Genomic DNA, 20,689 nt, shown 5'->3' with positions numbered 1-20,689 from the left:
GGATGTTTGGCTGTCAGTTTGGCTCGCATGGATCTGGTATTTCGCTTGGGTCATTCACACTGCGATCGCGCGCAGCAATTCGGTTTCGACGTGAATCTGCTGGCGGTTGTCGGAAAGTCCCGAACCGTCGAGCAGAAACACGTCTTCCACGCGTTCGCCGAGCGTATTGATCCGCGCCGCATGGACGCCGACATGATGCTCCGCGAGCACGCGCGCGATGGAATAGAGGAGGCCCGGCCGGTCGTTCGCCGACACGGACAGGATGTAGTATTGGCCGCGCTCGTCGGCCCGCAGGTCGACTCGCGGCGTCACCGGGAAGGTGCGCGACAGGCGCGAGAGGCGGCCCTTCGACGGCTCGGGCAGTACATTGCCCGTCGCCTTCAGGCGCGCGGCGAGTTCCTGCTCGACGAGGTTCGCGATATCGCGGTAATGCACGTCGCCCTCGGTGTGGGCGACGATGAAGTTATCGAGCGCGTAGCCGTGACGCGTGGTGCTCACGCGCGCATCGAGCACGGACAGGCCGCTGCGGTCGAAGTACGCGCACATCGTCGCGAACAGGTCGGGGCGGTCCTGCGCATAGACCAGCACCTGCAGCGCCTCGCCGATCGGCGACGGTCGTGCGCGCACGACCGGCTCCGGCGCCTCGACGTGGCGGTAGAGCACGCGCGTTTGCCAGGCGATGTCGGCGGCGTCGTGGCGCAGGAAGTAGCCGACGTCGAGCTTGTCCCAGAGCGCGCGGTGCGCGTGCTCCGGCACGGTCTCGAGACGCAGCAGCGCAAGCGCCAGCTCCTGGCGCGTCTTGAGTTCCGAGTGCGCGTCCGGCTTGGCGCCGCCGAGCACGGCCAGCGTCGAGCGGTAGAGGTCTTCGAGCAGCTTGCCCTTCCAGTTGTTCCAGACCTTCGGGCTCGTGCCGCGAATGTCGGCGACCGTGAGCAGGTAGAGCGCCGAAAGACGCCGCTCCGTGCCGACCAGTTCGGCGAAGCGCTTCACGACCTCGGGGTCGGTGATGTCCTGCTTCTGGGCGACCTGGCTCATCGTCAGGTGCTGCTGCACGAGCCAGACGACCAGCTCCGCGTCGTCGCCCGTGATGTCGTGCTCACGGCAAAAGCGCCGCGCGTCGGCCATGCCGAGCTGCGAGTGGTCGCCGCCGCGGCCCTTGGCGATGTCGTGGAACAGCGACGCGACGTAGAGCACCCATGGGCGCTCGAAATTGGCGATGAGCTGGCTGCAGAACGGATACTCGTGCGCATGCTCGGCCACGGCGAAGCGGCGCATATTGCGCAGCACCATCAGGATGTGCTGATCGACCGTATAGACGTGATAGAGGTCGTGCTGCATCTGCCCGACGATGCGGCGGAAATTCAGCAGATAGCGCCCGAGCACGCTCGTCTGGTTCATGAGCCGCATGGCGTGCGTGATACCGGCCGGCTGCTTGAGGATCTCCATGAAGAGCCGGCGGTTCTCCGGGTCGCGGCGCCAGCGCTGGTCCATGGTCTCGCGCGCGTTGTAGAGCGCGCGCAGCGTGCGCGCCGACAGGCCCTTCACGCCGGGCACCTGCTCGTAGAGCAGGAACGCTTCGAGAATCGCGTGAGGCTCGCGCTCGAACACGTCGTCGCTGACGATTTCCAGCATTCCCTGCTTTTCGACGAAGTGCTCGGAGAGCGTGCGCGTGATGCCGCTCGTGCTCGGGAACAGCTGCGCCTCGATGTTCTGGATCAGGATCGTGGACAGCTGCGTGACCGCCTTCGCGGCCCAGTAGTAGCGGCGCATGAGCTGCTCGCTCGCCCGCCGCGCGCTGCTGGCCTTGTAACCGAAGCTCTCGGCCACGGCCGTCTGCAGGTCGAACACGAGGATGTCCTGGCGGCGCCCCGCGATCACATGCAGGCGCGCGCGCAGCGCCTTGAGAAATGCTTCGTTGCGGCGCAGTTCGCGCGCCTCGCGCCCGGTGATGAGGCCGCGCTGGTCCAGCTCCTTCCAGCTGCTGCCGAAGGCGGCGGCCTCGGTGATCCAGAGGATCAGTTGCAGGTCGCGCAGGCCGCCGGGGCTTTCCTTGACATTGGGTTCGAGCGAATAGGGCGTGTCCTGGAAGCGCGCATGGCGCTGGCGCATTTCGAGCACCTTCGCCTGGAAGAACGCGCGCGGGTCCATGGCGTCGCGAAAGCGCTGCGCGAAGTCGCCGAACAGCGTCGCGCTGCCCGTGATGCGGCGCGCCTCGAGGAGCGACGTGCGCACCGTGACGTCGTTGGCCGCTTCTTCGAGGCACTGCGAGACGCTGCGCACGCTGCTGCCGATATCGAGTCCGAGATCCCACGCAAGGCCGATAAAACGCTCGATGCGTTCTTCGAGCGGCGCGAGCGGCTCGTCATCCGGCAGCAGCACGAGGATGTCGACGTCGGACCAGGGCGCGAGCTCGCCGCGCCCGAAGCCGCCCACTGCCACGAGCGCCAGCGTGGCCGGCAGCTCGCACAGGTTCCAGGCGCTGCGCAAGGTGTCGTCGGTGGTGCGGGCGAGGGCGCGCATCAGCGAGTCGACATTGGTCGCGGTCTTGAAACGCTCGAGCAACTGGGCCTTGGCGGCCTTGTAGTCGGACTTCAGCGACGACGTATCGGGAACGGCGACAGCGGGAACACTCATGGGCTCGGGTCGTGTCTGGCGTGGTTGGGCGGGCGGCTGGTCGTGCGCGCGGCAGGCCTCGCGAGGGCGGCTGGCCGCGTTGCTTCGTCGGATCGTGCGTCGGCTGCCTGGCAGGCTGCCTCATCGTGCTGTGGGCGCCGGGCGGCGTCCGCATCGGGTGCATCGCTCGCGTTGAGCGTACTGTCCCGACGCGCAGGCCGGTTTCTACGAGTGCATCCATTTTGCGCCGGATCGCGCCACGAAGCGCTTTCCGGCACTTTTTCCGGCGCTCAGGCCGCCGTGCCCGCCATCTGCGCGACGATGGCCGGCTTCGCGGGCGTGCCCGCCGAGACCGTCAGGACCTCGTAGCCCGTTTCCGTCACGAGTACCGTGTGTTCCCACTGTGCCGAGAGGCTGCGGTCCTTCGTCTTGACGGTCCACTGGTCCGGCATGGTGCGAATGTCGCGGCGGCCGGCATTGATCATCGGCTCGACGGTGAAGATCATGCCGGGCACGAGCTCGATGCCGGTGCCGGGGCGGCCGTAGTGCAGGACCTGCGGGTCTTCGTGGAACACCGTGCCGATGCCGTGGCCGCAGTATTCGCGCACCACGCTGTAGCCCTGGCTTTCGGCGTAGCGCTGAATGGCATGGCCGATGTCGCCCAGATGGCCGCCGGGACGCACCTGGTCGATGCCGAGCCACATGCATTCATAGGTGGTCTGCACGAGGCGCTTCGCGAGGATGGAGCCTTCGCCGACGATGAACATGCGGCTCGTGTCGCCGAAATAGCCTTCCTTGATGACGGTGATGTCGATATTGAGCGCGTCGCCGTTCTTCAGCGCCTTGTCGCCCGGAATACCGTGACAGATCACGTCGTTCACGGAAGTGCAGATCGCCTTCGGGTAGGGCGGATAGCCCGGCGGCTGATAGTTCAGCGGCGCGGGCACCGTGCCCTGCACGTTGGTCATGTACTCGTGGCACAAGCGGTCGAGTTCACCCGTCGTCACGCCCGCGGTGACGAACGGCGTGATGTAATCGAGCACCTCGCTCGCCAGCCGGCAGGCGACGCGCATTTGCGCGATGTCTTGTTCGTTCTTGATCGAAATGGCCATGGTATGCGCCCGGAAATGCAGTCGAATATTGAATTATCGCACCTAATGCCAGGGGTCGCTGATTTTTGAGAAGGCGGGGTGGGATCCGGCGCCCACGCTCGGCGCCGTATTCCGCGGGTAAAAGCTGTCTTGAGTAAGGGGCAGTTGGCGTGCTATACTCTTCGGCTAAGTCGCTTCCCATATCCTTCGAATTCGCGTTCGAGGTTCGTGGGAAAGGCTGAATCCGCCGTTGCCGCGGAGCGCCTTGCCAAAGATGGATTCTGGCGGGTGCGCGAAGAACATTCGGAAGCATCTTCTTCAGGCAGCACACTCGCAAGCCGGCGCACCCAGGGTGTCGGGCGCGTCGATCTCCGGAAATGGGAGGGCGCACCGATACGGCAGCCGGCTTCAGACCCAAACCCTAGCGGAGAATTGAAACATGGCAGTTACCATGCGCCAGATGCTGGAAGCCGGTGTCCACTTCGGTCACCAAACGCGCTTCTGGAACCCGAAGATGGCCCCGTTCATCTTCGGTCATCGCAACAAGATTCACATCATCAACCTCGAAAAGACGCTGCCGATGTACAACGACGCGCTGAAGTACGTGCGTCAACTGGCAGCTAATCGCGGCACGATCCTGTTCGTCGGCACGAAGCGTCAATCGCGCGACACGATCGCGCAAGAAGCGCAACGCGCTGGCATGCCGTTCGTGAACGCGCGCTGGCTCGGCGGCATGCTGACCAACTTCAAGACGCTGAAGGTTTCGATCAAGCGCCTGAAGGACATGGAAGCAGCCGTGGAAGCGGGCGAGCTCGAGAAGATGAGCAAGAAGGAAGCGCTCCTGTTCGAGCGCGAAATCGCCAAGCTGCAAAAGTCGATCGGCGGCGTGAAGGACATGGGCGGCATTCCGGACGCGATCTTCGTGGTCGACGTCGGCTACCACAAGATTGCCGTGACGGAAGCGAACAAGCTGGGCATCCCCGTGATCGCTGTGGTCGATACGAACCACTCGCCGGAAGGCATCGATTACGTGATCCCGGGTAACGACGACGCGAGCAAGGCCGTTGCGCTCTACACGCAAGGCGTGGCTGACGCGATCCTCGAAGGCCGTGCGAACGCGGTCAACGACGTGGTTGTCGCCGCGCGCGGCAACGACGGCGACGACGAGTTCGTCGAGGTCAACCCGGAGGCGTAAGCTGCCCCGTGTCCGGCAAGAAAAGGGGGCTTTCCATAGGCCCCTTTTTTTTAAGCCGCGACTTTCGTTGCCGCGTCATATGAGCGGCACCGTAGCCCTGTAGAAGCAGCTGTAAAAAAGCGTTTCACGGCAGGCTCAGACGGAAACGAATTTCTGCCGGCCGCGTCGAAAGGCGGGCGGCGTGTACCAGACAGACTCAAGGAGCGAATGATGGCGGCAATTACCGCAAGCATGGTGGCAGAACTGCGCGCGAAGACCGATGCGCCGATGATGGAATGCAAGAAGGCGCTGACGGAAGCCGACGGCGACCTGGCGCGCGCCGAAGAACTGCTGCGCGTGAAGCTCGGCAACAAGGCCAGCAAGGCCGCTTCGCGCGTCACGGCTGAAGGCGTGATCTCGTCGTTCATTGGCGGCGGCGCCGGCGCGATCGTCGAGCTGAACTGCGAAACCGACTTCGTTTCGAAGAACGACGACTTCATCGGCTTCTCGAAGAAGATCGCCGAACTCGTCGCCACGCAAAACCCGGCTGACGTCGCCGCCCTGTCGGCGCTGGCGCTGGACGGCTCGACGGTCGACGCAGTGCGCCTCGCGCTGGTCGGCAAGATCGGCGAAAACCTCTCGATCCGCCGTTTCGCGCGTTTCGAAACCGCCAACCAGCTGGCTGCGTACCTGCACGGCACGCGCATCGGCGTGCTGGTCGAGTACACGGGCGCCGACGAGCAGGTGGGCAAGGACGTCGCGATGCACATCGCCGCGATGAAGCCGGTCTCGCTGTCGTCGGACGACGTGCCGGCCGACCTGATCGCCAAGGAACGCAGCATCGCCGAGCAGAAGGCCGCCGAATCGGGCAAGCCGGCTGAGATCGTCGCGAAGATGGTCGAAGGTTCGGTCCAGAAGTACCTGAAGGAAGTCTCGCTGCTGAACCAGCCGTTCGTTAAGAACGACAAGCAGACGATCGAACAGATGCTCAAGGCTGCTGGCACGACGGTGCAGAAGTTCGCCCTCTTCGTGGTGGGCGAAGGCATCGAGAAGCGCCAGGACGACTTCGCTGCCGAAGTGGCCGCGCAAGTCGCTGCTGCAAAGCAGCAATAAAGACCGGTCAGCCCGCCTCGTCGCGCCCAGCGCGGCAGGCGGCAACCGCAGTTGTTGCAGCACCGCAGTTAGCACCGCAGTTTGCTGAGTTGTAAGCCGTGGCGGAGCAATCCGCCGTGGCGGGCAGCGTAGCGGCGACGCGCATGGTAGTCCCCCGCCGTGCGCGGCGTCGGAAATCTTCGCTATTTCTGGCGGCGCTTGCCCGAAGCCGTATTTCACCCCTACAGTTTCAAGTTATTGCCTTTGCGCGCGATCCTGGATACCTCCATGCCCACACCCGCCTATAAACGCGTCCTGCTCAAACTTTCCGGCGAAGCCCTGATGGGCGATGATGCCTTCGGCATCAATCGCGCCACGATCGAACGTATGGTGGCAGACGTGGCCGAGGTGGTGCGTCTGGGCACCCAGCTCGCAGTCGTGATCGGCGGGGGCAACATTTTCCGCGGCGTCGCGGGCGGCGCGGCCGGTATGGACCGCGCAACGGCCGACTACATGGGCATGCTGGCCACGATGATGAACGCGCTCGCGCTGCAGGACGCCATGCGTCACGCCGGCATCGAGGCTCGCGTGCAGTCGGCGCTGCGCATGGACCAGGTCGTCGAGCCATACATCCGCCCCCGCGCGATTCGCCAGCTCGAAGAAGGCAAGGTCGTGATCTTCGCCGCCGGCACGGGCAACCCGTTCTTCACCACCGACACGGCTGCCGCGCTGCGCGGCTCGGAAGTCGGCGCCGAAGTCGTGCTGAAGGCCACCAAGGTCGACGGCGTCTACTCGGCCGACCCGAAGAAGGACCCGACCGCGACGCGCTACTCGACGATCAGCTTCGACGAGGCAATTGGCCGCAACCTGCAGGTGATGGACGCCACCGCGTTCGCGCTGTGCCGCGACCAGAAGCTGCCGATCCGGGTTTTTTCCATTGTCAAGCCGGGTGCGCTCAAGCGCATCGTTCTGGGCGAAGACGAAGGTACGCTCGTCCACGTGTAAACTCTCGTTTCACGAGAGGTTCGAACACGGGCCGCGCCGCCCATCAGCGCGCAGGCGGGCCCGTTCCGTTATGAAGGTTCGGAGGTATCAAAATGGCTGTGGCTGACATCAAGAAGGGCGCCGAGCAGAAAATGCAGCGCTCGATCGAAGCGTTCAAGAGCGATCTGGCGAAAATCCGCACGGGTCGCGCCCATACCGGCTTGCTCGACCACATCCAGGTCGACTACTACGGTTCGCCCGTGCCCATTTCGCAGGTCGCGAACCTCACGCTCGTCGACGCGCGCACGATCGGCGTGCAGGCGTGGGAAAAGAAGATGGTGCCGGTCATCGAAAAGGCGATCCGCGAGTCGGATCTCGGCCTGAACCCGGCCACGCACGGCGACCTGATCCGCGTGCCGATGCCCGCACTGACCGAAGAGCGCCGCAAGGAGCTCACGAAGGTCGTCAAGAACGAAGGTGAAACGGCGAAGGTCGCCGTGCGCAACCTGCGTCGCGACGCCAACGAGCAGCTCAAGAAGCTCGTGAAGGACAAGGAAATTTCCGAAGACGACGAGCGCCGCGGCAGCGACGAAGTCCAGAAGCTGACTGACCGCTTCGTGACCGAGATCGACAAGCTCGTGCAAACGAAGGAAGCCGAGATCATGACGGTCTGAGGCCTCAGGGCTTCCAGATTCGCCTGACTTCCGGCGGCTTCCCTTTTTTATCGCAGTTACAGTCCGACGGCCATGACCTATACCAGCTCAACCGTTCGCGTGCCCGACGTGGCGGCCGTGCCGCGCCACATCGCGATCATCATGGACGGCAATGGCCGTTGGGCAACCCAGCGGCGCCTGCCTCGCGTCGCAGGCCACACGCGCGGCGTCGATGCCGTGCGTTCGGTCGTCGAATCGTGCGTGGAGCGCGGCGTCGAATACGTCACGCTCTTCGCCTTCAGTTCCGAGAACTGGCGTCGCCCGACCGACGAAGTGTCGTTCCTCATGCGCCTGTTCGTCACCGCGCTCGAGCGCGAGGTGGCGCGCCTGCACGCGAACGGCATCCGCCTGCGCGTGGTCGGCGACCTGTCGATGTTCAACGAGCGCATCCAGGACCTGATTCGCCGCGCGGAAACCAAAACCGCGCGCAACACCCGTCTCACCCTCACGATCGCCGCGAACTACGGCGGCCGCTGGGATATCCTGCAGGCCACGCGCAAGCTGGTCGAGGAAGCGGCAGCCACGGGCCAGCCGGTTCCCGTCACCGAAGACACGCTGTCCCAGCATCTGGCCATGGCCTATGCGCCCGAACCGGACCTCTTCATCCGCACGGGCGGCGAGCAGCGCGTGAGCAACTTCTTGCTGTGGCAACTCGCCTACGCCGAGTTCTATTTCACCGACACGTTCTGGCCGGATTTCGACGCCGAAGCGCTCAGCCGCGCCATCGCGTCGTATGCCGAGCGCGAGCGCCGCTTCGGCCGCACGAGCGCGCAGGTCGTCGCCCAGAACGCCGATTCCCTTTCATGCTGAAGACCCGCGTCATTACGGCGCTCGTCCTGCTGGCAGTCTTCCTGCCGATCACGCTGTTCGCGCCCGTGGCGGCGTTTGGCGCGCTGATCGGCGTCGTGGTCGTGTTCGCCGCGTGGGAGTGGGCGCGCCTCCTGAAGGCGGGCGCGGCCGGCTCGATCGTCTACGCCGTGATCGCGGCGGCCGCCGTGGCGCTCAGCACGCGTCTGCCGGCGCCCCAGCCGCTCTTTCAGGCCGCGGGCGTGTTCTGGATCATCGCCGGTCCTTACGTGCTGCTGCGCAAGCCGGTGCTCGCCGCCGGCGCCTGGCGCGCCTTCCTGCTGGCCGCCGGTCTCGTCGTCTTCGCGGCCTGCTGGCACGCCCTCGTGGCCGCGCGCACGGCCGGCGTGGCGTTCGTTTTGTCCCTGTTGCTCGTGGTCTGGCTGGCCGATATCGGCGCATACTTTGCAGGTAAGGCATTCGGAAAGCATAAGCTTGCGCTTTCGATCAGCCCCGGCAAGACCTGGGAGGGCGCCGTGGGCGGCTGGGCCGCTGTGATGGTGGTGTCCGGCGCGGCAATCGCGCTGCACGCGTTCGAACCCACGCTGTATTCCGCGCTCGCCGCCCAGATCGGGCTCGGCCGTGCGCTTTTCGTACTTACGGTGCTGGTCGCGTTCAGCGTGATCGGCGATCTGTTCGAGTCGATGCTGAAGCGCCAGGCCGGCGTGAAGGATTCGAGCGGGCTCCTGCCGGGCCACGGCGGAGTCCTCGACCGCATCGACGCACTGCTGCCCGTGCTGCCGCTTGCCATGCTGCTGCTCGGCTAAAGGCGCCTGGCCAGGACGCCCGGTTAGAGATTTGAATATGCAAAAACGACTCACACTGCTCGGTTCCACCGGCTCGATCGGAGACAGCACGCTCGACGTCGTCGCGCGTCATCCGCAACGCTTCTCGGTCTATGCGCTCACTGCGCATCGCAACGGCGAGAAACTCGTCGAACAATGCCTGCGCTTCGCCCCCGAAGTGGCCGTGGTCGGCGACGCCGACACCGCCGCACAGGTCGAGCGCAAGCTGCGCGCGGCCGGCTCGAAGACCGTCGTGACCTACGGGCCGCAGGCGCTCGTCGAAGTCTCGAAGAGCGACGGCTGCGACACCGTGGTCGCGGCCATCGTCGGCGCGGCGGGTCTCGCACCCACGCTCGCGGCGGCGCAGGCTGGCAAGCAGATCCTGCTCGCCAACAAGGAAGCGCTCGTGATGTCGGGCGACATCTTCATCGACGCCGTGTGCGACAGCGGCGCCGTGCTGCTGCCGCTCGACAGCGAGCACAACGCCGTGTTCCAGTGCTTCCCGCGCGAAAACGCCGGGCGCGACGGCGTCACGAAGATCATCCTGACCGCCTCGGGCGGCCCGTTCCGCACCCGCGAGCCCTCGACGCTCGTGAACGTGACGCCCGACGAGGCCTGCAAGCACCCGAACTGGTCGATGGGCCGCAAGATCTCCGTCGATTCGGCCACGATGATGAACAAGGGCCTCGAAGTGATCGAGGCGCACTATCTGTTCGACCTGCCGGGCGAGCGCATCGACGTGCTGATCCACCCGCAGAGCGTGATCCACTCGATGGTTTCGTACGCCGACGGTTCGGTGCTCGCGCAACTAGGCAACCCCGACATGCGCACGCCGATTGCGCACGCGCTGGCATACCCGGACCGCGTCGACTCCGGCGTCGCACAGCTGGATCTTGCGCAGATCGCGACGCTCACGTTCGAAAAGCCCGACTACGCACGCTTTCCGTGTCTCGCACTCGCGATGCAGGCCTTGGCCGCCGGCGGCGTGGCGAGCGCGGCGCTCAACGCGGCGAACGAAGTGGCAGTGGAAGCATTTTTGAACCGGCGCATCGGCTTCATGGCCATCGCCCAGACGGTGGATGCCGTACTGAACGCACTCGAGAACCGCAACGCGTCGAGTCTCGAAGTCGTGCTCGAAGCCGATGCGGCCGCTCGCCGCGCGGCTCACACCATCATCGACAGCCTGCCGGTGCCGGCCTGACAGGTCAGCGAGGGGCTTGCGGAAGGGCCCAGGCGGCCCCTCAGGCACGCAAGCCTGACCTCGGGGCCGCTTCCGCACCGGTGCGCTGCTTCCAGCCCAGGAGGCGCTCATGAACCTGCTTACCGAACTGGTCGCATTCGTCGTGGCGATCGGCGTGCTGGTCGTCGTGCACGAATACGGGCACTACAGCGTCGCGCGCCTGTGCGGCGTGAAGGTCCTGCGTTTCTCGATCGGCTTTGGCCGGCCGCTCGTCCAGTGGGTCAGCAAAAAGAGCGGCACCGAGTGGACCATTGCGGCGCTGCCGCTCGGCGGCTACGTGAAGATGCTCGACGAGCGCGAATCGCCCGAGCAGATTCCCGTGAGCGATTTGCCGCGCGCGTTCAACCGCCAGTCGGTCGGCAAGCGCATCGCGATCGTCGCGGCGGGGCCGATCGCCAATTTCGTACTGGCCATTGCGCTCTTTTCGGTGGTCTACGCGAGCGGGGTGACCGAGCAGAAGGCCATCGTCGCGGCGCCGCCCGCGCAAACCGCGGCGGCTCGGGCCGGCTTCCAGGGCGGCGAAACAATTCTTTCGGTGAGCGATGCAAACGGCAGCCGCACCGAGCCCGTGCGTTCGTGGTCGGACCTGCGCTGGAAGCTGCTCGGCACGGCGTTCGACCAGGGCCATGTCGTCCTTGCCGCGCGTGATGGCGAAGGCACCTACGATTTCCCGCTCGATCTCTCGCAACTGACCGGCAAGGATCTCGACGACGACTTCATGGCGAAGCTCGGCCTCGAGGCGGGCGGCAACACGCTCAGGGTGGCGGCCGTGGAGGCGGGTAGTGCGGCGCAACATGCCGGGCTGCAGGCGGGCGACCAACTGCGCGCCGTCGACGGCCGGCCCGTGGACAGCGCAAGCACTTTCATCGCCTACGTGAAGGCGCGTGCAGGCAAGCCCGTGCGGCTCACGGTCGCGCGCGGCGACGCTGCCGGGCACGCGCAGCAGACGCTCACGCTCACGGTCACGCCCGCGTTGCAGCGCGACGCGCAGACGGGTGAGGAAGTGGGTCGAATCGGCGCGGCGCTCTCGGCGCAGGCGCCTTCCGTGGATGTGCGCTACGGGCCGCTCGAGAGCGTGCGGCTCGGTGCGCATCGCACGTGGGACATCGCCGTATATTCGCTGCGGATGTTCGGCCGCATGATCACGGGCGAAGCCTCGCTGAAGAATCTGTCGGGCCCGGTGACGATTGCCGACTATGCCGGCAAGAGCGCGAGACTCGGTCCTTCGGCGTTCCTGTCGTTCCTCGCTCTCGTGAGCATCAGCCTCGGCGTATTGAATCTGCTCCCAATTCCGGTATTGGACGGGGGGCATCTGTTATATTATGCGGTTGAAGCCGTAACGGGCAAAGCCGTCTCGGACCGCTGGCAGCTCGTACTGCAGCGCGCGGGACTTGCCTGCATCGTCGCACTGTCGGCGATCGCGTTGTTCAACGATCTGGCTCGGTTAATCCATTTTTAAAGATGTCTGGCGGCGTCCGTGGGCGGGCCGCCTGACCTGATGCAGCTATACATAATTGGGGAAGCACGTTGTTTAGACCTCATCGCTTGGTTCCAAAAACGGTTGCGGCCGCGGCGATCGCCGCACATGGACTCGTTGCCCACGCAGCAACGACGCCTTTCGTGGTTCAGGACATCCGCATCGAAGGGCTGCAACGCGTCGAGCCGGGCACGGTGTTCGCCTACCTGCCGATCAAGCAGGGCGACACGTTCACCGACGACAAGGCGTCCGAGGCCATCCGCGCACTGTATGCGACGGGCTTCTTCAACGACGTGAAGATCGCCACCGAAGGCGGCGTAGTGGTGGTGCAGGTGCAGGAGCGCCCGGCCATCGGCACGATCGACTTCGCGGGCATCAAGGAATTCGACAAGGACAACCTCACGAAGGCGCTGCGCGCAGTCGGTCTCTCGCAAGGCCGCTACTACGACAAGGCGCTCGTCGACAAGGCCGAGCAGGAACTCAAGCGCCAGTACCTCACGCGCGGTTTTTACGCCGCCGAGGTCACGACCACGGTCACGCCGATCGACCGCAATCGCGTCGGTCTGCTGTTTTCGGTGGTCGAAGGTCCGAGCGCGAAGATCCGCCAGATCAACTTCATCGGCAACAAGACGTACAGCAGCGGCACGCTCCTCTCGGAGATGCAGCTGTCCACGCCGAACTGGTTCTCGTGGTACACGAAGAACGACCTCTACTCGAAGGAAAAGCTCACGGGCGACCTCGAGAACGTGCGCTCGTACTACCTGAATCACGGCTACCTCGAGTTCAACATCGACTCGACGCAGGTCTCGATCTCGCCCGACAAGAAGGACATGTACCTCACCATCGGCATTCACGAAGGTGAGCCGTACAAGGTGTCGGGCATCCAGCTGTCGGGCAACCTGCTCGACCGCGAGGCCGAGCTCAAGAAGCTCATCAAGATCAAGCCGGGCGATACCTTCTCGGCCGAGAAGCTGCAGGCCACGACCAAGGCCATCGTCGACAAGCTCGGCGAGTACGGTTACGCGTTCGCGACCGTCAACGCGCTCCCGCAGATCGATCAGGCGAACCACACGGTCAATCTCACGCTGCAGGTCGATCCGAGCCGCCGCGTGTACGTGCGCCGCATCAACGTGGTGGGCAACACGCGCACGCGCGACGAAGTCGTGCGCCGCGAAATGCGCCAGCTCGAAAGCTCGTGGTTCGATTCGAATCGCCTCGCGCTGTCGAAGGATCGTATCAACCGTCTGGGCTACTTCACCGACGTCGACGTGACCACGGTGCCCGTGGAAGGCACGGCCGACCAGGTGGACGTCAACGTGAAGGTTGCCGAAAAGCCGACCGGCGCGATCACGCTGGGTGCGGGCTTCTCGTCGACGGACAAGGTGGTGCTGTCGGCGGGCGTGTCGCAGGACAACGTGTTCGGTTCGGGCACCTCGCTCTCGCTGAACGTGAACACCGCGAAGACGTACCGCACGCTGGCCCTCACGCAGGTGGACCCGTACTTCACGGTGGACGGCATCAAGCGCATTACCGACGTCTACTACCGCACGTACCAGCCGCTGTACTACTCGACCGATTCGAGCTTCCGCATCATTACGATGGGCGGCGACCTCAAGTTCGGCATTCCGTTCTCGGAAGTCGACACGGTCTACTTCGGCGCCGGCTTCGAGCAGGACACGCTCGACGTCGACTCGAACACGCCGCAGAGCTATATCGACTACGTGAACCAGTTTGGCCGCGTGTCGAACAACGTGCCGCTCACGGTGGGCTGGTCGCGCGACGCGCGTGACAGCGCGCTCGTACCGAGCAAGGGCTACTTCACGCAGGCGAACGCCGAGTACGGCACGCCGGTTGGCGGTACGCAGTACTACAAGGCCGATATCCAGGCGCAGTACTACTACTCGTTCGCGCGCGGCTTCGTGCTGGGCCTGAACTTCCAGGGCGGCTACGGTAACGGCCTCAGCGGCAAGCCGTACCCGATCTTCAAGAACTACTACGCCGGTGGTATCGGTTCGGTGCGTGGCTACGAGCCGAGCTCGCTGGGTCCGCGCGACAAGACGACGAACGACCCGATCGGCGGCTCGAAGATGCTGGTCGGCAACATCGAGCTGACCTTCCCGCTGCCGGGTACGGGCTATGACCGCACGCTACGCGTCTTCACGTTCGTCGATGGTGGTAACGTCTGGGGCACGGAAGGCAACAGTATCGGCGCCAACGGCCTGCGTTACAGCTACGGCTTCGGTCTCGCGTGGATTTCGCCGATCGGCCCGCTCAAGCTGAGCCTGGGCTTCCCGGTGACCAAGCACACGGGCGACCAGTACCAGAAGTTCCAGTTCCAGATCGGGACGGCATTCTGACGTATGTTTTGCCCGGCGTTCGTTGCGCGCGCAGCGCACGACGCCGGACTCCAGGAAACGAGAGGATGACTTTGCTAACGGGTATGTTTTCCAGACGGTCGATCGGGGCGATAACCGTGTCGCTGGCGCTCCTCGGTTTTGGCATGGGCGTGGCGCAGGCGCAGGAAGCCAGGATCGCGGCGGTGAACTCCGATCGCATCCTGCGCGAATCCGCTCCCGCGAAGGCCGCGCAGACCAAGCTCGAAGCCGAGTTCGCCAAGCGCGACAAGGATCTGCAGGACATGGCGCAGCGCCTGAAATCGATGTCCGATTCGCTCGACAAGAACGGCCCGTCGATGTCGCCGACCGATCGCGCGTCGAAGCAGCGCGACCTGTCCGCGCTCGACAGCGACTTCCAGCGCAAGCAGCGCGAATTCCGCGAAGACCTGAACCAGCGCCGCAATGAGGAACTGGCGGCGGTGCTCGACCGGGCGAACAAGGTGATCAAGCAGATCGCCGAGCAGCAGCATTACGACCTGATCGTGCAGGAAGCGGTGTACGTGAGCCCGCGCATCGACATCACCGATCAGGTGCTGAAGGCGCTCGCAGCGAATAGCGCCGGCGGTAGCAGCAGCAACTAAGGCAACGAAAAGCAACTAAGGCAGGAGCAGCACGCGCATGGCATTTACGCTTGAGGACATCGTCGGGCGGTTCGGCGGCGAAGTGGTGGGCGATGCGACGCAACGCGTCAGTTCGCTGGCGCCGCTCGACCAGGCCGGTCCGCAACAGCTCGCGTTCCTCGCCAATCCGAAGTATCTCGCGCAGGTCGAGACGACCCGCGCGGGCGCGGTGCTCATCAGCCCCGGCGACCTCGAGAAGCTCGCATCGCGCGAAGGACGCAACTTCATCGTCACACCGAATCCGTATGCTTACTTCGCGCGTGTCGCGCAGGCGTATATCGACCTCGCCGCGCCGAAGGCGCAGCCGGGCATCCACGCCAGCGCCCACGTCGACGCGAAGGCGCAGGTTGCCGCGAGCGCGGTGATCGGCCCGAACGTCACGGTCGAAGCGGGCGCCGTGATCGGGGAAAACGTACGGCTCGACGCGAACGTCTTCATCGGCCGCGGCACCCAGGTGGACGAGGGCTCGCACCTGTATCCGGGCGTGACCGTCTACCACAGCTGCAAGCTCGGCCCGCGCGCCATCGTGCATGCCGGCGCCGTGATCGGCTCGGACGGTTTTGGTTTCGCCCCCGATTTCACGGGCGAAGGCGACGCGCGCACGGGTAGCTGGGTCAAGATTCCGCAGGTGGGCGGCGTGGCCATCGGGCCGGACGTCGAAATCGGCGCGAACACCACGATCGACCGTGGCGCGATGGCCGATACGATCATCGAAGAATGCGTGAAGATCGATAACCTCGTGCAGATCGGCCACAACTGCCGGATCGGCGCGTACACGGTCATCGCGGGCTGCGCCGGCATTGCGGGCAGCACGACGATCGGGCGCCATTGCATGATCGGCGGCGCGGTGGGCATCGCGGGGCACGTCACGCTGGGCGACTACGTGATCGTCACGGCGAAGTCGGGTGTCTCGAAGTCGTTGCCGAAGGCTGGCATCTACACGAGCGCTTTCCCGGCGGTCGATCACGCCGACTGGAACAAGAGCGCGGCGCTGTTGCGTAACATCGACAAGCTGCGCGACCGTATCAAGGCGCTGGAGGCGGCGGTAGCCCAGAAGCCGCAGGGCGAATAAGAAAGCAGTATCGAGGTAGCGGGCGGCGTGTCGCGGGAGCGGCGCGCCGCTTTGCGTAGCGGACGGCCAAAGCCGCTCGCCTTGGGGATTCCCCGCAGGGGGTGCCCTCCGCCCGGGGCAATACGCATGCACGGGAGCCCGGGCGTGGCGCATACTTCGCGTCAGCGCGGGCGAGTTTGGTCCGGCGCCTCGAATATCGAAATCGAAAGTCACACGCGCAATTCCTGCGTGAGCAGAACCACCATGAACATCGAAAAACTCAACTTCGACATCCACAAGATTCTCACGCTGCTGCCGCACCGCTATCCGTTCCTGATGGTGGACCGGGTCATCGAGCTCGAGCCGCACAAGAGCATCAAGGCGTTGAAGAACGTGACGGTCAACGAGCCCTTTTTCACGGGACACTTCCCGCAGCGTCCGGTCATGCCCGGCGTGATGATTCTCGAAGCGCTGGCGCAAACCGCCGCGCTGCTCACGTTCTCGGAGGAAGAGCAGGACTTCGAGAACACGCTGTACTACTTCGTGGGCATCGACGGCGCGCGCTTCAAGCGCGTGGTCGAGCCGGGCGACCAGCTCATCCTCAACGTGACGTTCGAGCGCTACATGCGCGGCATCTGGAAGTTCAAGGCGGTGGCCGAAGTGGAAGGCGCCGTGGCCTGCGAGGCGGAACTCATGTGCACCGTCAAGAAAATGGACGCGGCGCAATAAGAAGCGCCGCCGCATGCCGCAGCGCGCCTTGACCTCGAGGCGCCGGCGCACGGAAACAGAATCGGAGAGCGAGGACGAATGAGCAGGATCCATCCCACTGCGGTCGTCGAGTCGGGCGCGCAGATCGACGAATCGGTCGAAATCGGACCGTTCGCGGTCATCGGTGCGAACGTCACCATCGGCGCGCGCACGAAGGTCGGTTCGCATAGCGTGCTGGAAGGCCACACGACGATCGGCGAAGACAACACGATCGGCCACTACGCGTCGATCGGCGGCCGTCCGCAGGACATGAAGTACAAGGGCGAGCCGACCAAACTCGTGATCGGCAGCCGCAACACCATCCGCGAGTTCACGACGCTGCATACGGGCACGGTGCAGGACACCGGCGTGACGATCATCGGCGACGACAACTGGATCATGGCCTACGTGCACGTGGGCCATGACTGCCGTCTGGGCAACAATGTCATCATGTCGAGCAACGCGCAGCTCGCGGGTCACGTGTTCGTCGAAGACCATGCGATCGTCGGTGGCATGACCGGCGTGCACCAGTTCGTGCGCATCGGCGCGCATTCAATGGTCGGCGGCGCCTCGGCGCTCGTGCAGGACGTGCCGCCGTTCGTGATCGCCGCCGGCAACAAGGCGGTGCCGCACGGCATCAACGTCGAAGGTCTGCGCCGTCGCGGCTTTTCGGCTGACGCGATTTCCGCGCTGCGCTCGGCGTATCGCACGCTCTACAAGAACGGGCTCTCGCTCGAAGAGGCGAAGGTGCAACTCGCCGACCTCGCGCAGGCGGGCGGCGACGGCGACGTGCACGTGAAGGCGCTGCTCGACTTCGTCGAGCAGTCGCAACGCGGCATCATTCGCTGATCGATGGCGCTGACAACGCGTCCGCTGCGCCTCGCAATGGTCGCCGGCGAGCCGTCCGGCGACCTGCTTGCGTCATCGCTGCTCGCGGGTCTCAAAGCCCGCTTGCCTGACACTACGCAGTACTACGGAATTGGCGGCCCGCGCATGACGGCCGCCGGCTTCGACGCGCACTGGCCGATGGAAAAACTCTCGGTGCGCGGCTACGTCGAGGCGCTGCGGCACATTCCCGAGATTCTGCGCATCCGCAACGAGCTCAAGCATCAGCTGCTGGCCGAACCGCCTGACGCCTTCATCGGCGTGGACGCGCCTGACTTCAACTTCGGCCTCGAGCACGCGCTGCGCGACGCGGGCATTCCGACGATCCACTTCGTCTGCCCGTCGATCTGGGCGTGGCGCGGCGGTCGGATCAAGAAGATCCAGAAGGCCGTGGATCACATGCTGTGCGTGTTTCCGTTCGAAACGGCGCTGCTCGAGAAGTCCGGGGTGGCGGCATCGTACGTGGGCCATCCGCTCGCCGACGAGATTCCGCTCGAACCGGACATGCCCGGCGCGCGCCGCACGCTCGGCCTGCCGGAAAGCGGCCCGGTGATCGCGGTGCTGCCGGGCAGCCGCCGCTCGGAAATCAACCTGATCGGCCCGACCTTCTTCGACGCGATGCAGATCATGCAGCGGCGCGAGCCGGCGCTGCGTTTCGTGATGCCGGCGGCAACGCCGGCCATCCACGCGCAGCTGCAGGAACTCGCAAGCGCGCATCAGGGTCTCGCGCTCACGATCATCGACGGCCAGTCGCAACTCGCCATGACAGCCGCCGACGCGATCCTCGTGAAGAGTGGCACGGTCACGCTCGAAGCGGCGCTGCTCAAGAAGCCGATGGTCATCTCCTACAAGGTGCCCTGGCTCACGGGGCAGATCATGCGCCGCCAGGCCTATCTGCCGTACGTGGGCCTGCCGAACATTCTCGCGGGCCGCTTCGTCGTGCCGGAAATCCTGCAGCACTTCGCGACGCCGGAGGCGCTTGCAGACGCGACGCTCACGCAGTTGCAGGACGAGGCAAACCGGCGCACGCTGACCGAGGTGTTCACGCAGATGCATCTGACCCTGCGCCAGAACACCGCGGAGCGCGCGGCCGAGGTGGTCGCGAGCATCGTCGAAGGCCGAAAGGGGCGGGCATGAGCGAGGGCACGATCAAGCGCACGGCCAGGCGCACGACAGCGCAGGCGGAGAAAAAGCCGCCGTCGCAGGCGGCGCTCAAGCTCGCCGCGCGTCGCAAGGCGGCGCGCCAGGCCGGACTGCTGTTCGAATCGCCGGACGACGTGATCTGCGGCGTGGACGAAGCCGGCCGCGGGCCGCTCGCCGGGCCTGTGGTTGCCGCGGCCGTGATTCTCGATCCGGCTCGGCCGATTCGCGGGCTCAACGATTCGAAGATGCTGACGGCGCAGGCGCGCGAAACGCTCTACGAGCGCATCGTCGAACGCTCGCTCGCGTGGTGCGTCGCATCGGCGAGCGTCGAGGAAATCGACACCCTCAACATCCTGCACGCGACGATGCTGGCGATGCGGCGTGCAGTCGAAGGTTTGAGCATCGTGCCGACGCTCGCGAAGATCGACGGCAATCGCTGCCCGGTGATGCCGGTGCGCAGCGAGGCCGTGATCGGCGGCGACGCGCTCGTGCCGAGCATTTCGGCGGCGTCGATCATCGCCAAGGTCACGCGCGACCGCATGCTGGTCGATCTGCACCAACTCCATCCGCATTACGGTTTCGACGCCCATGCGGGCTACGGCACGCCGCAGCACCTCGAGGCGTTGCGCGTGCATGGTCCGTGCGAGCACCACCGGCGCTCGTTCGCGCCCGTGCGCGACGCGTATGTACTGCACGGCATCGTCCTGCCCGGTGCTTCGACGGTGGTCAGCGACGTCGCCGGCCTCGAAGCAGACGACGCCTTCGCGCCGCTTTCTTGAGCCGCCGCTGACGGCGTCTCGCGCGAGCCTGCGCCGTTTCGCGTATTGCCGCGCCGCCGTTTTTCCATCTCCCGATCCTCATCTGACCCGCCAGAGCCGCCCGTGAAAGCCATTACCTCGCGCGACAATCCGCTCTACAAGCGCCTCAAGGCGCTCGCCGGCTCGACGCATCAACAGCGGCGCAGCCATCAGGCCTTGCTCGAAGGCTTCCATCTCGCGAGCGCGTGGCTCGACGGCGGCACACAGCCCGAGTACTGCGTCGTGACCGAAGGCGCGCTCGCGCATGACGAAGCGCAGGCGATCGTCGCCCGCGTCGACGAGCGCCGCGTGATTACACTGCCCGATGCGCTCTTCGGGCAGCTCTCGAACGTAGTGCACGGCGTGGGGCTGCTGCTGCTCGTCGATATGCCTGAAGCGCAGTTGCCCGAGCGCGTCGCATCGACCTGCCTCGTGCTCGACGGCTTGCAGGACGCCGGCAACGTCGGCTCGATCCTGCGCAGCGCGGCGGCGGCCGGCATCGACACGGTGTTCTGCACGCCGGGTACGGCCTATGTGTGGTCGTCGAAGGTGCTGCGCTCGGCAATGGGCGCGCATTTCCTCTTGCAGGTCTACGAAAACGTGGAGGCCGAAGCGCTCGTCGGGATGCTCGGCGTGCCGGTGGTGATCACCGATTCGCACGGCGCGCAGGCGATCGACGAGGCCGATCTCACGGGTCAGGTCGCGTGGGTGTTCGGCAACGAAGGCGCGGGCGTCTCGCAGGTATGGCGCGACGCGGCCGCGCTGCGCGTGACGATTCCGCAGCCGGGCGGCATGGAGTCGCTCAACGTCGCGGCGGCGGCGGCCGTGTGCGTGTTCGAGCAATGCCGGCAGCAGCGCCACGCACGTTGACGCGCGCGCCGGTGAGCAATAAAAAAGCCCGCTCAGATGCTAATGCCGTTCAGTTAAGGTCTTTTTTAAGGTACCGAACGGAGTAACGCGAGGGGCGGGACTTGACGACCCGGTCGCATGCGCGGCCGGGTCGTTTTTCGTTGGGAAGAGACTTCAGCCGCTCCC

The 20,689-nt window shown here is 65.3% G+C and carries 18 protein-coding genes; 16 read left to right on the top strand and 2 right to left on the bottom strand.

Features of this window, described 5'->3' with window-relative positions:
* Positions 1-54 precede the first annotated feature (54 nt).
* The gene (locus tag AB4Y44_RS32480; protein WP_368701833.1) at positions 55-2,634 is read right to left on the bottom strand and encodes a [protein-PII] uridylyltransferase; all 2,580 of its coding nucleotides are present in this window, start codon (positions 2,632-2,634) and stop codon (positions 55-57) included.
* 269 nt (positions 2,635-2,903) lie between these two features.
* Complete coding sequence (gene map, locus AB4Y44_RS32475; protein ID WP_069265615.1) at positions 2,904-3,725, bottom strand: type I methionyl aminopeptidase; 822 nt, start codon at positions 3,723-3,725, stop codon at positions 2,904-2,906.
* A gap of 418 nt (positions 3,726-4,143) precedes the next feature.
* Here map and rpsB point away from each other — a divergent pair, with 418 nt between their 5' ends.
* From rpsB to AB4Y44_RS32395, 16 genes are all read left to right on the top strand, one after another.
* On the top strand, positions 4,144-4,899 hold the full coding sequence (gene rpsB, locus AB4Y44_RS32470; RefSeq protein WP_342921368.1) for a 30S ribosomal protein S2: 756 nt from the start codon (positions 4,144-4,146) through the stop codon (positions 4,897-4,899).
* 210 nt (positions 4,900-5,109) lie between these two features.
* Positions 5,110-5,991, top strand: coding sequence for a translation elongation factor Ts (gene tsf / locus AB4Y44_RS32465; protein ID WP_069265617.1), 882 nt, complete (start codon positions 5,110-5,112; stop codon positions 5,989-5,991).
* A 267-nt stretch (positions 5,992-6,258) separates the two neighbouring features.
* Entirely contained in the window at positions 6,259-6,975 is a 717-nt protein-coding gene (gene pyrH, locus AB4Y44_RS32460) for a UMP kinase (protein WP_028204061.1), read from the top strand.
* Positions 6,976-7,067: 92 nt separating this feature from the next.
* Complete coding sequence (frr, locus tag AB4Y44_RS32455; protein WP_110384055.1) at positions 7,068-7,628, top strand: ribosome recycling factor; 561 nt, start codon at positions 7,068-7,070, stop codon at positions 7,626-7,628.
* Positions 7,629-7,700: 72 nt separating this feature from the next.
* Positions 7,701-8,477 (top strand): isoprenyl transferase, encoded by a 777-nt coding sequence (locus AB4Y44_RS32450; protein ID WP_254339278.1) that lies wholly within the window; start codon positions 7,701-7,703, stop codon positions 8,475-8,477.
* On the top strand, positions 8,471-9,280 hold the full coding sequence (locus tag AB4Y44_RS32445; protein WP_342921367.1) for a phosphatidate cytidylyltransferase: 810 nt from the start codon (positions 8,471-8,473) through the stop codon (positions 9,278-9,280). Before AB4Y44_RS32450 ends, AB4Y44_RS32445 begins: the two co-directional genes overlap by 7 nt.
* 37 nt (positions 9,281-9,317) lie before the next feature.
* Positions 9,318-10,499: a 1-deoxy-D-xylulose-5-phosphate reductoisomerase gene (locus AB4Y44_RS32440; protein ID WP_368701832.1), complete on the top strand. Its 1,182-nt coding sequence runs from the start codon at positions 9,318-9,320 to the stop codon at positions 10,497-10,499.
* Positions 10,500-10,608: 109 nt separating this feature from the next.
* Entirely contained in the window at positions 10,609-11,997 is a 1,389-nt protein-coding gene (rseP, locus tag AB4Y44_RS32435) for an RIP metalloprotease RseP (protein WP_342921365.1), read from the top strand.
* Between the two features lie 68 nt (positions 11,998-12,065).
* Complete coding sequence (gene bamA, locus AB4Y44_RS32430) at positions 12,066-14,372, top strand: outer membrane protein assembly factor BamA (protein WP_069265622.1); 2,307 nt, start codon at positions 12,066-12,068, stop codon at positions 14,370-14,372.
* A 71-nt stretch (positions 14,373-14,443) separates the two neighbouring features.
* Complete coding sequence (locus AB4Y44_RS32425) at positions 14,444-14,992, top strand: OmpH family outer membrane protein (protein WP_342921424.1); 549 nt, start codon at positions 14,444-14,446, stop codon at positions 14,990-14,992.
* A 37-nt stretch (positions 14,993-15,029) separates the two neighbouring features.
* Positions 15,030-16,103, top strand: coding sequence for a UDP-3-O-(3-hydroxymyristoyl)glucosamine N-acyltransferase (gene lpxD, locus AB4Y44_RS32420; protein WP_342921364.1), 1,074 nt, complete (start codon positions 15,030-15,032; stop codon positions 16,101-16,103).
* A gap of 243 nt (positions 16,104-16,346) precedes the next feature.
* Positions 16,347-16,811: a 3-hydroxyacyl-ACP dehydratase FabZ gene (gene fabZ, locus AB4Y44_RS32415; protein ID WP_342921363.1), complete on the top strand. Its 465-nt coding sequence runs from the start codon at positions 16,347-16,349 to the stop codon at positions 16,809-16,811.
* A gap of 78 nt (positions 16,812-16,889) precedes the next feature.
* On the top strand, positions 16,890-17,678 hold the full coding sequence (gene lpxA / locus AB4Y44_RS32410) for an acyl-ACP--UDP-N-acetylglucosamine O-acyltransferase (protein ID WP_342921362.1): 789 nt from the start codon (positions 16,890-16,892) through the stop codon (positions 17,676-17,678).
* Positions 17,679-17,681: 3 nt separating this feature from the next.
* Positions 17,682-18,851, top strand: a complete 1,170-nt coding sequence (gene lpxB / locus AB4Y44_RS32405; RefSeq protein ID WP_368701831.1) for a lipid-A-disaccharide synthase — start codon at positions 17,682-17,684, stop codon at positions 18,849-18,851.
* Positions 18,848-19,636, top strand: coding sequence for a ribonuclease HII (rnhB, locus tag AB4Y44_RS32400; RefSeq protein WP_342921360.1), 789 nt, complete (start codon positions 18,848-18,850; stop codon positions 19,634-19,636). The genes lpxB and rnhB overlap by 4 nt, the downstream gene beginning before the upstream one ends.
* A gap of 102 nt (positions 19,637-19,738) precedes the next feature.
* Positions 19,739-20,524 (top strand): TrmH family RNA methyltransferase, encoded by a 786-nt coding sequence (locus AB4Y44_RS32395; protein ID WP_368701830.1) that lies wholly within the window; start codon positions 19,739-19,741, stop codon positions 20,522-20,524.
* Positions 20,525-20,689 lie beyond the last annotated feature (165 nt).

The sequence above is a fragment of the Paraburkholderia sp. BR10937 genome (assembly GCF_040965695.1).
Classification (GTDB): Bacteria; Pseudomonadota; Gammaproteobacteria; order Burkholderiales; family Burkholderiaceae; genus Paraburkholderia.
This window is presented reverse-complemented; position numbering and strand designations above follow the sequence as displayed.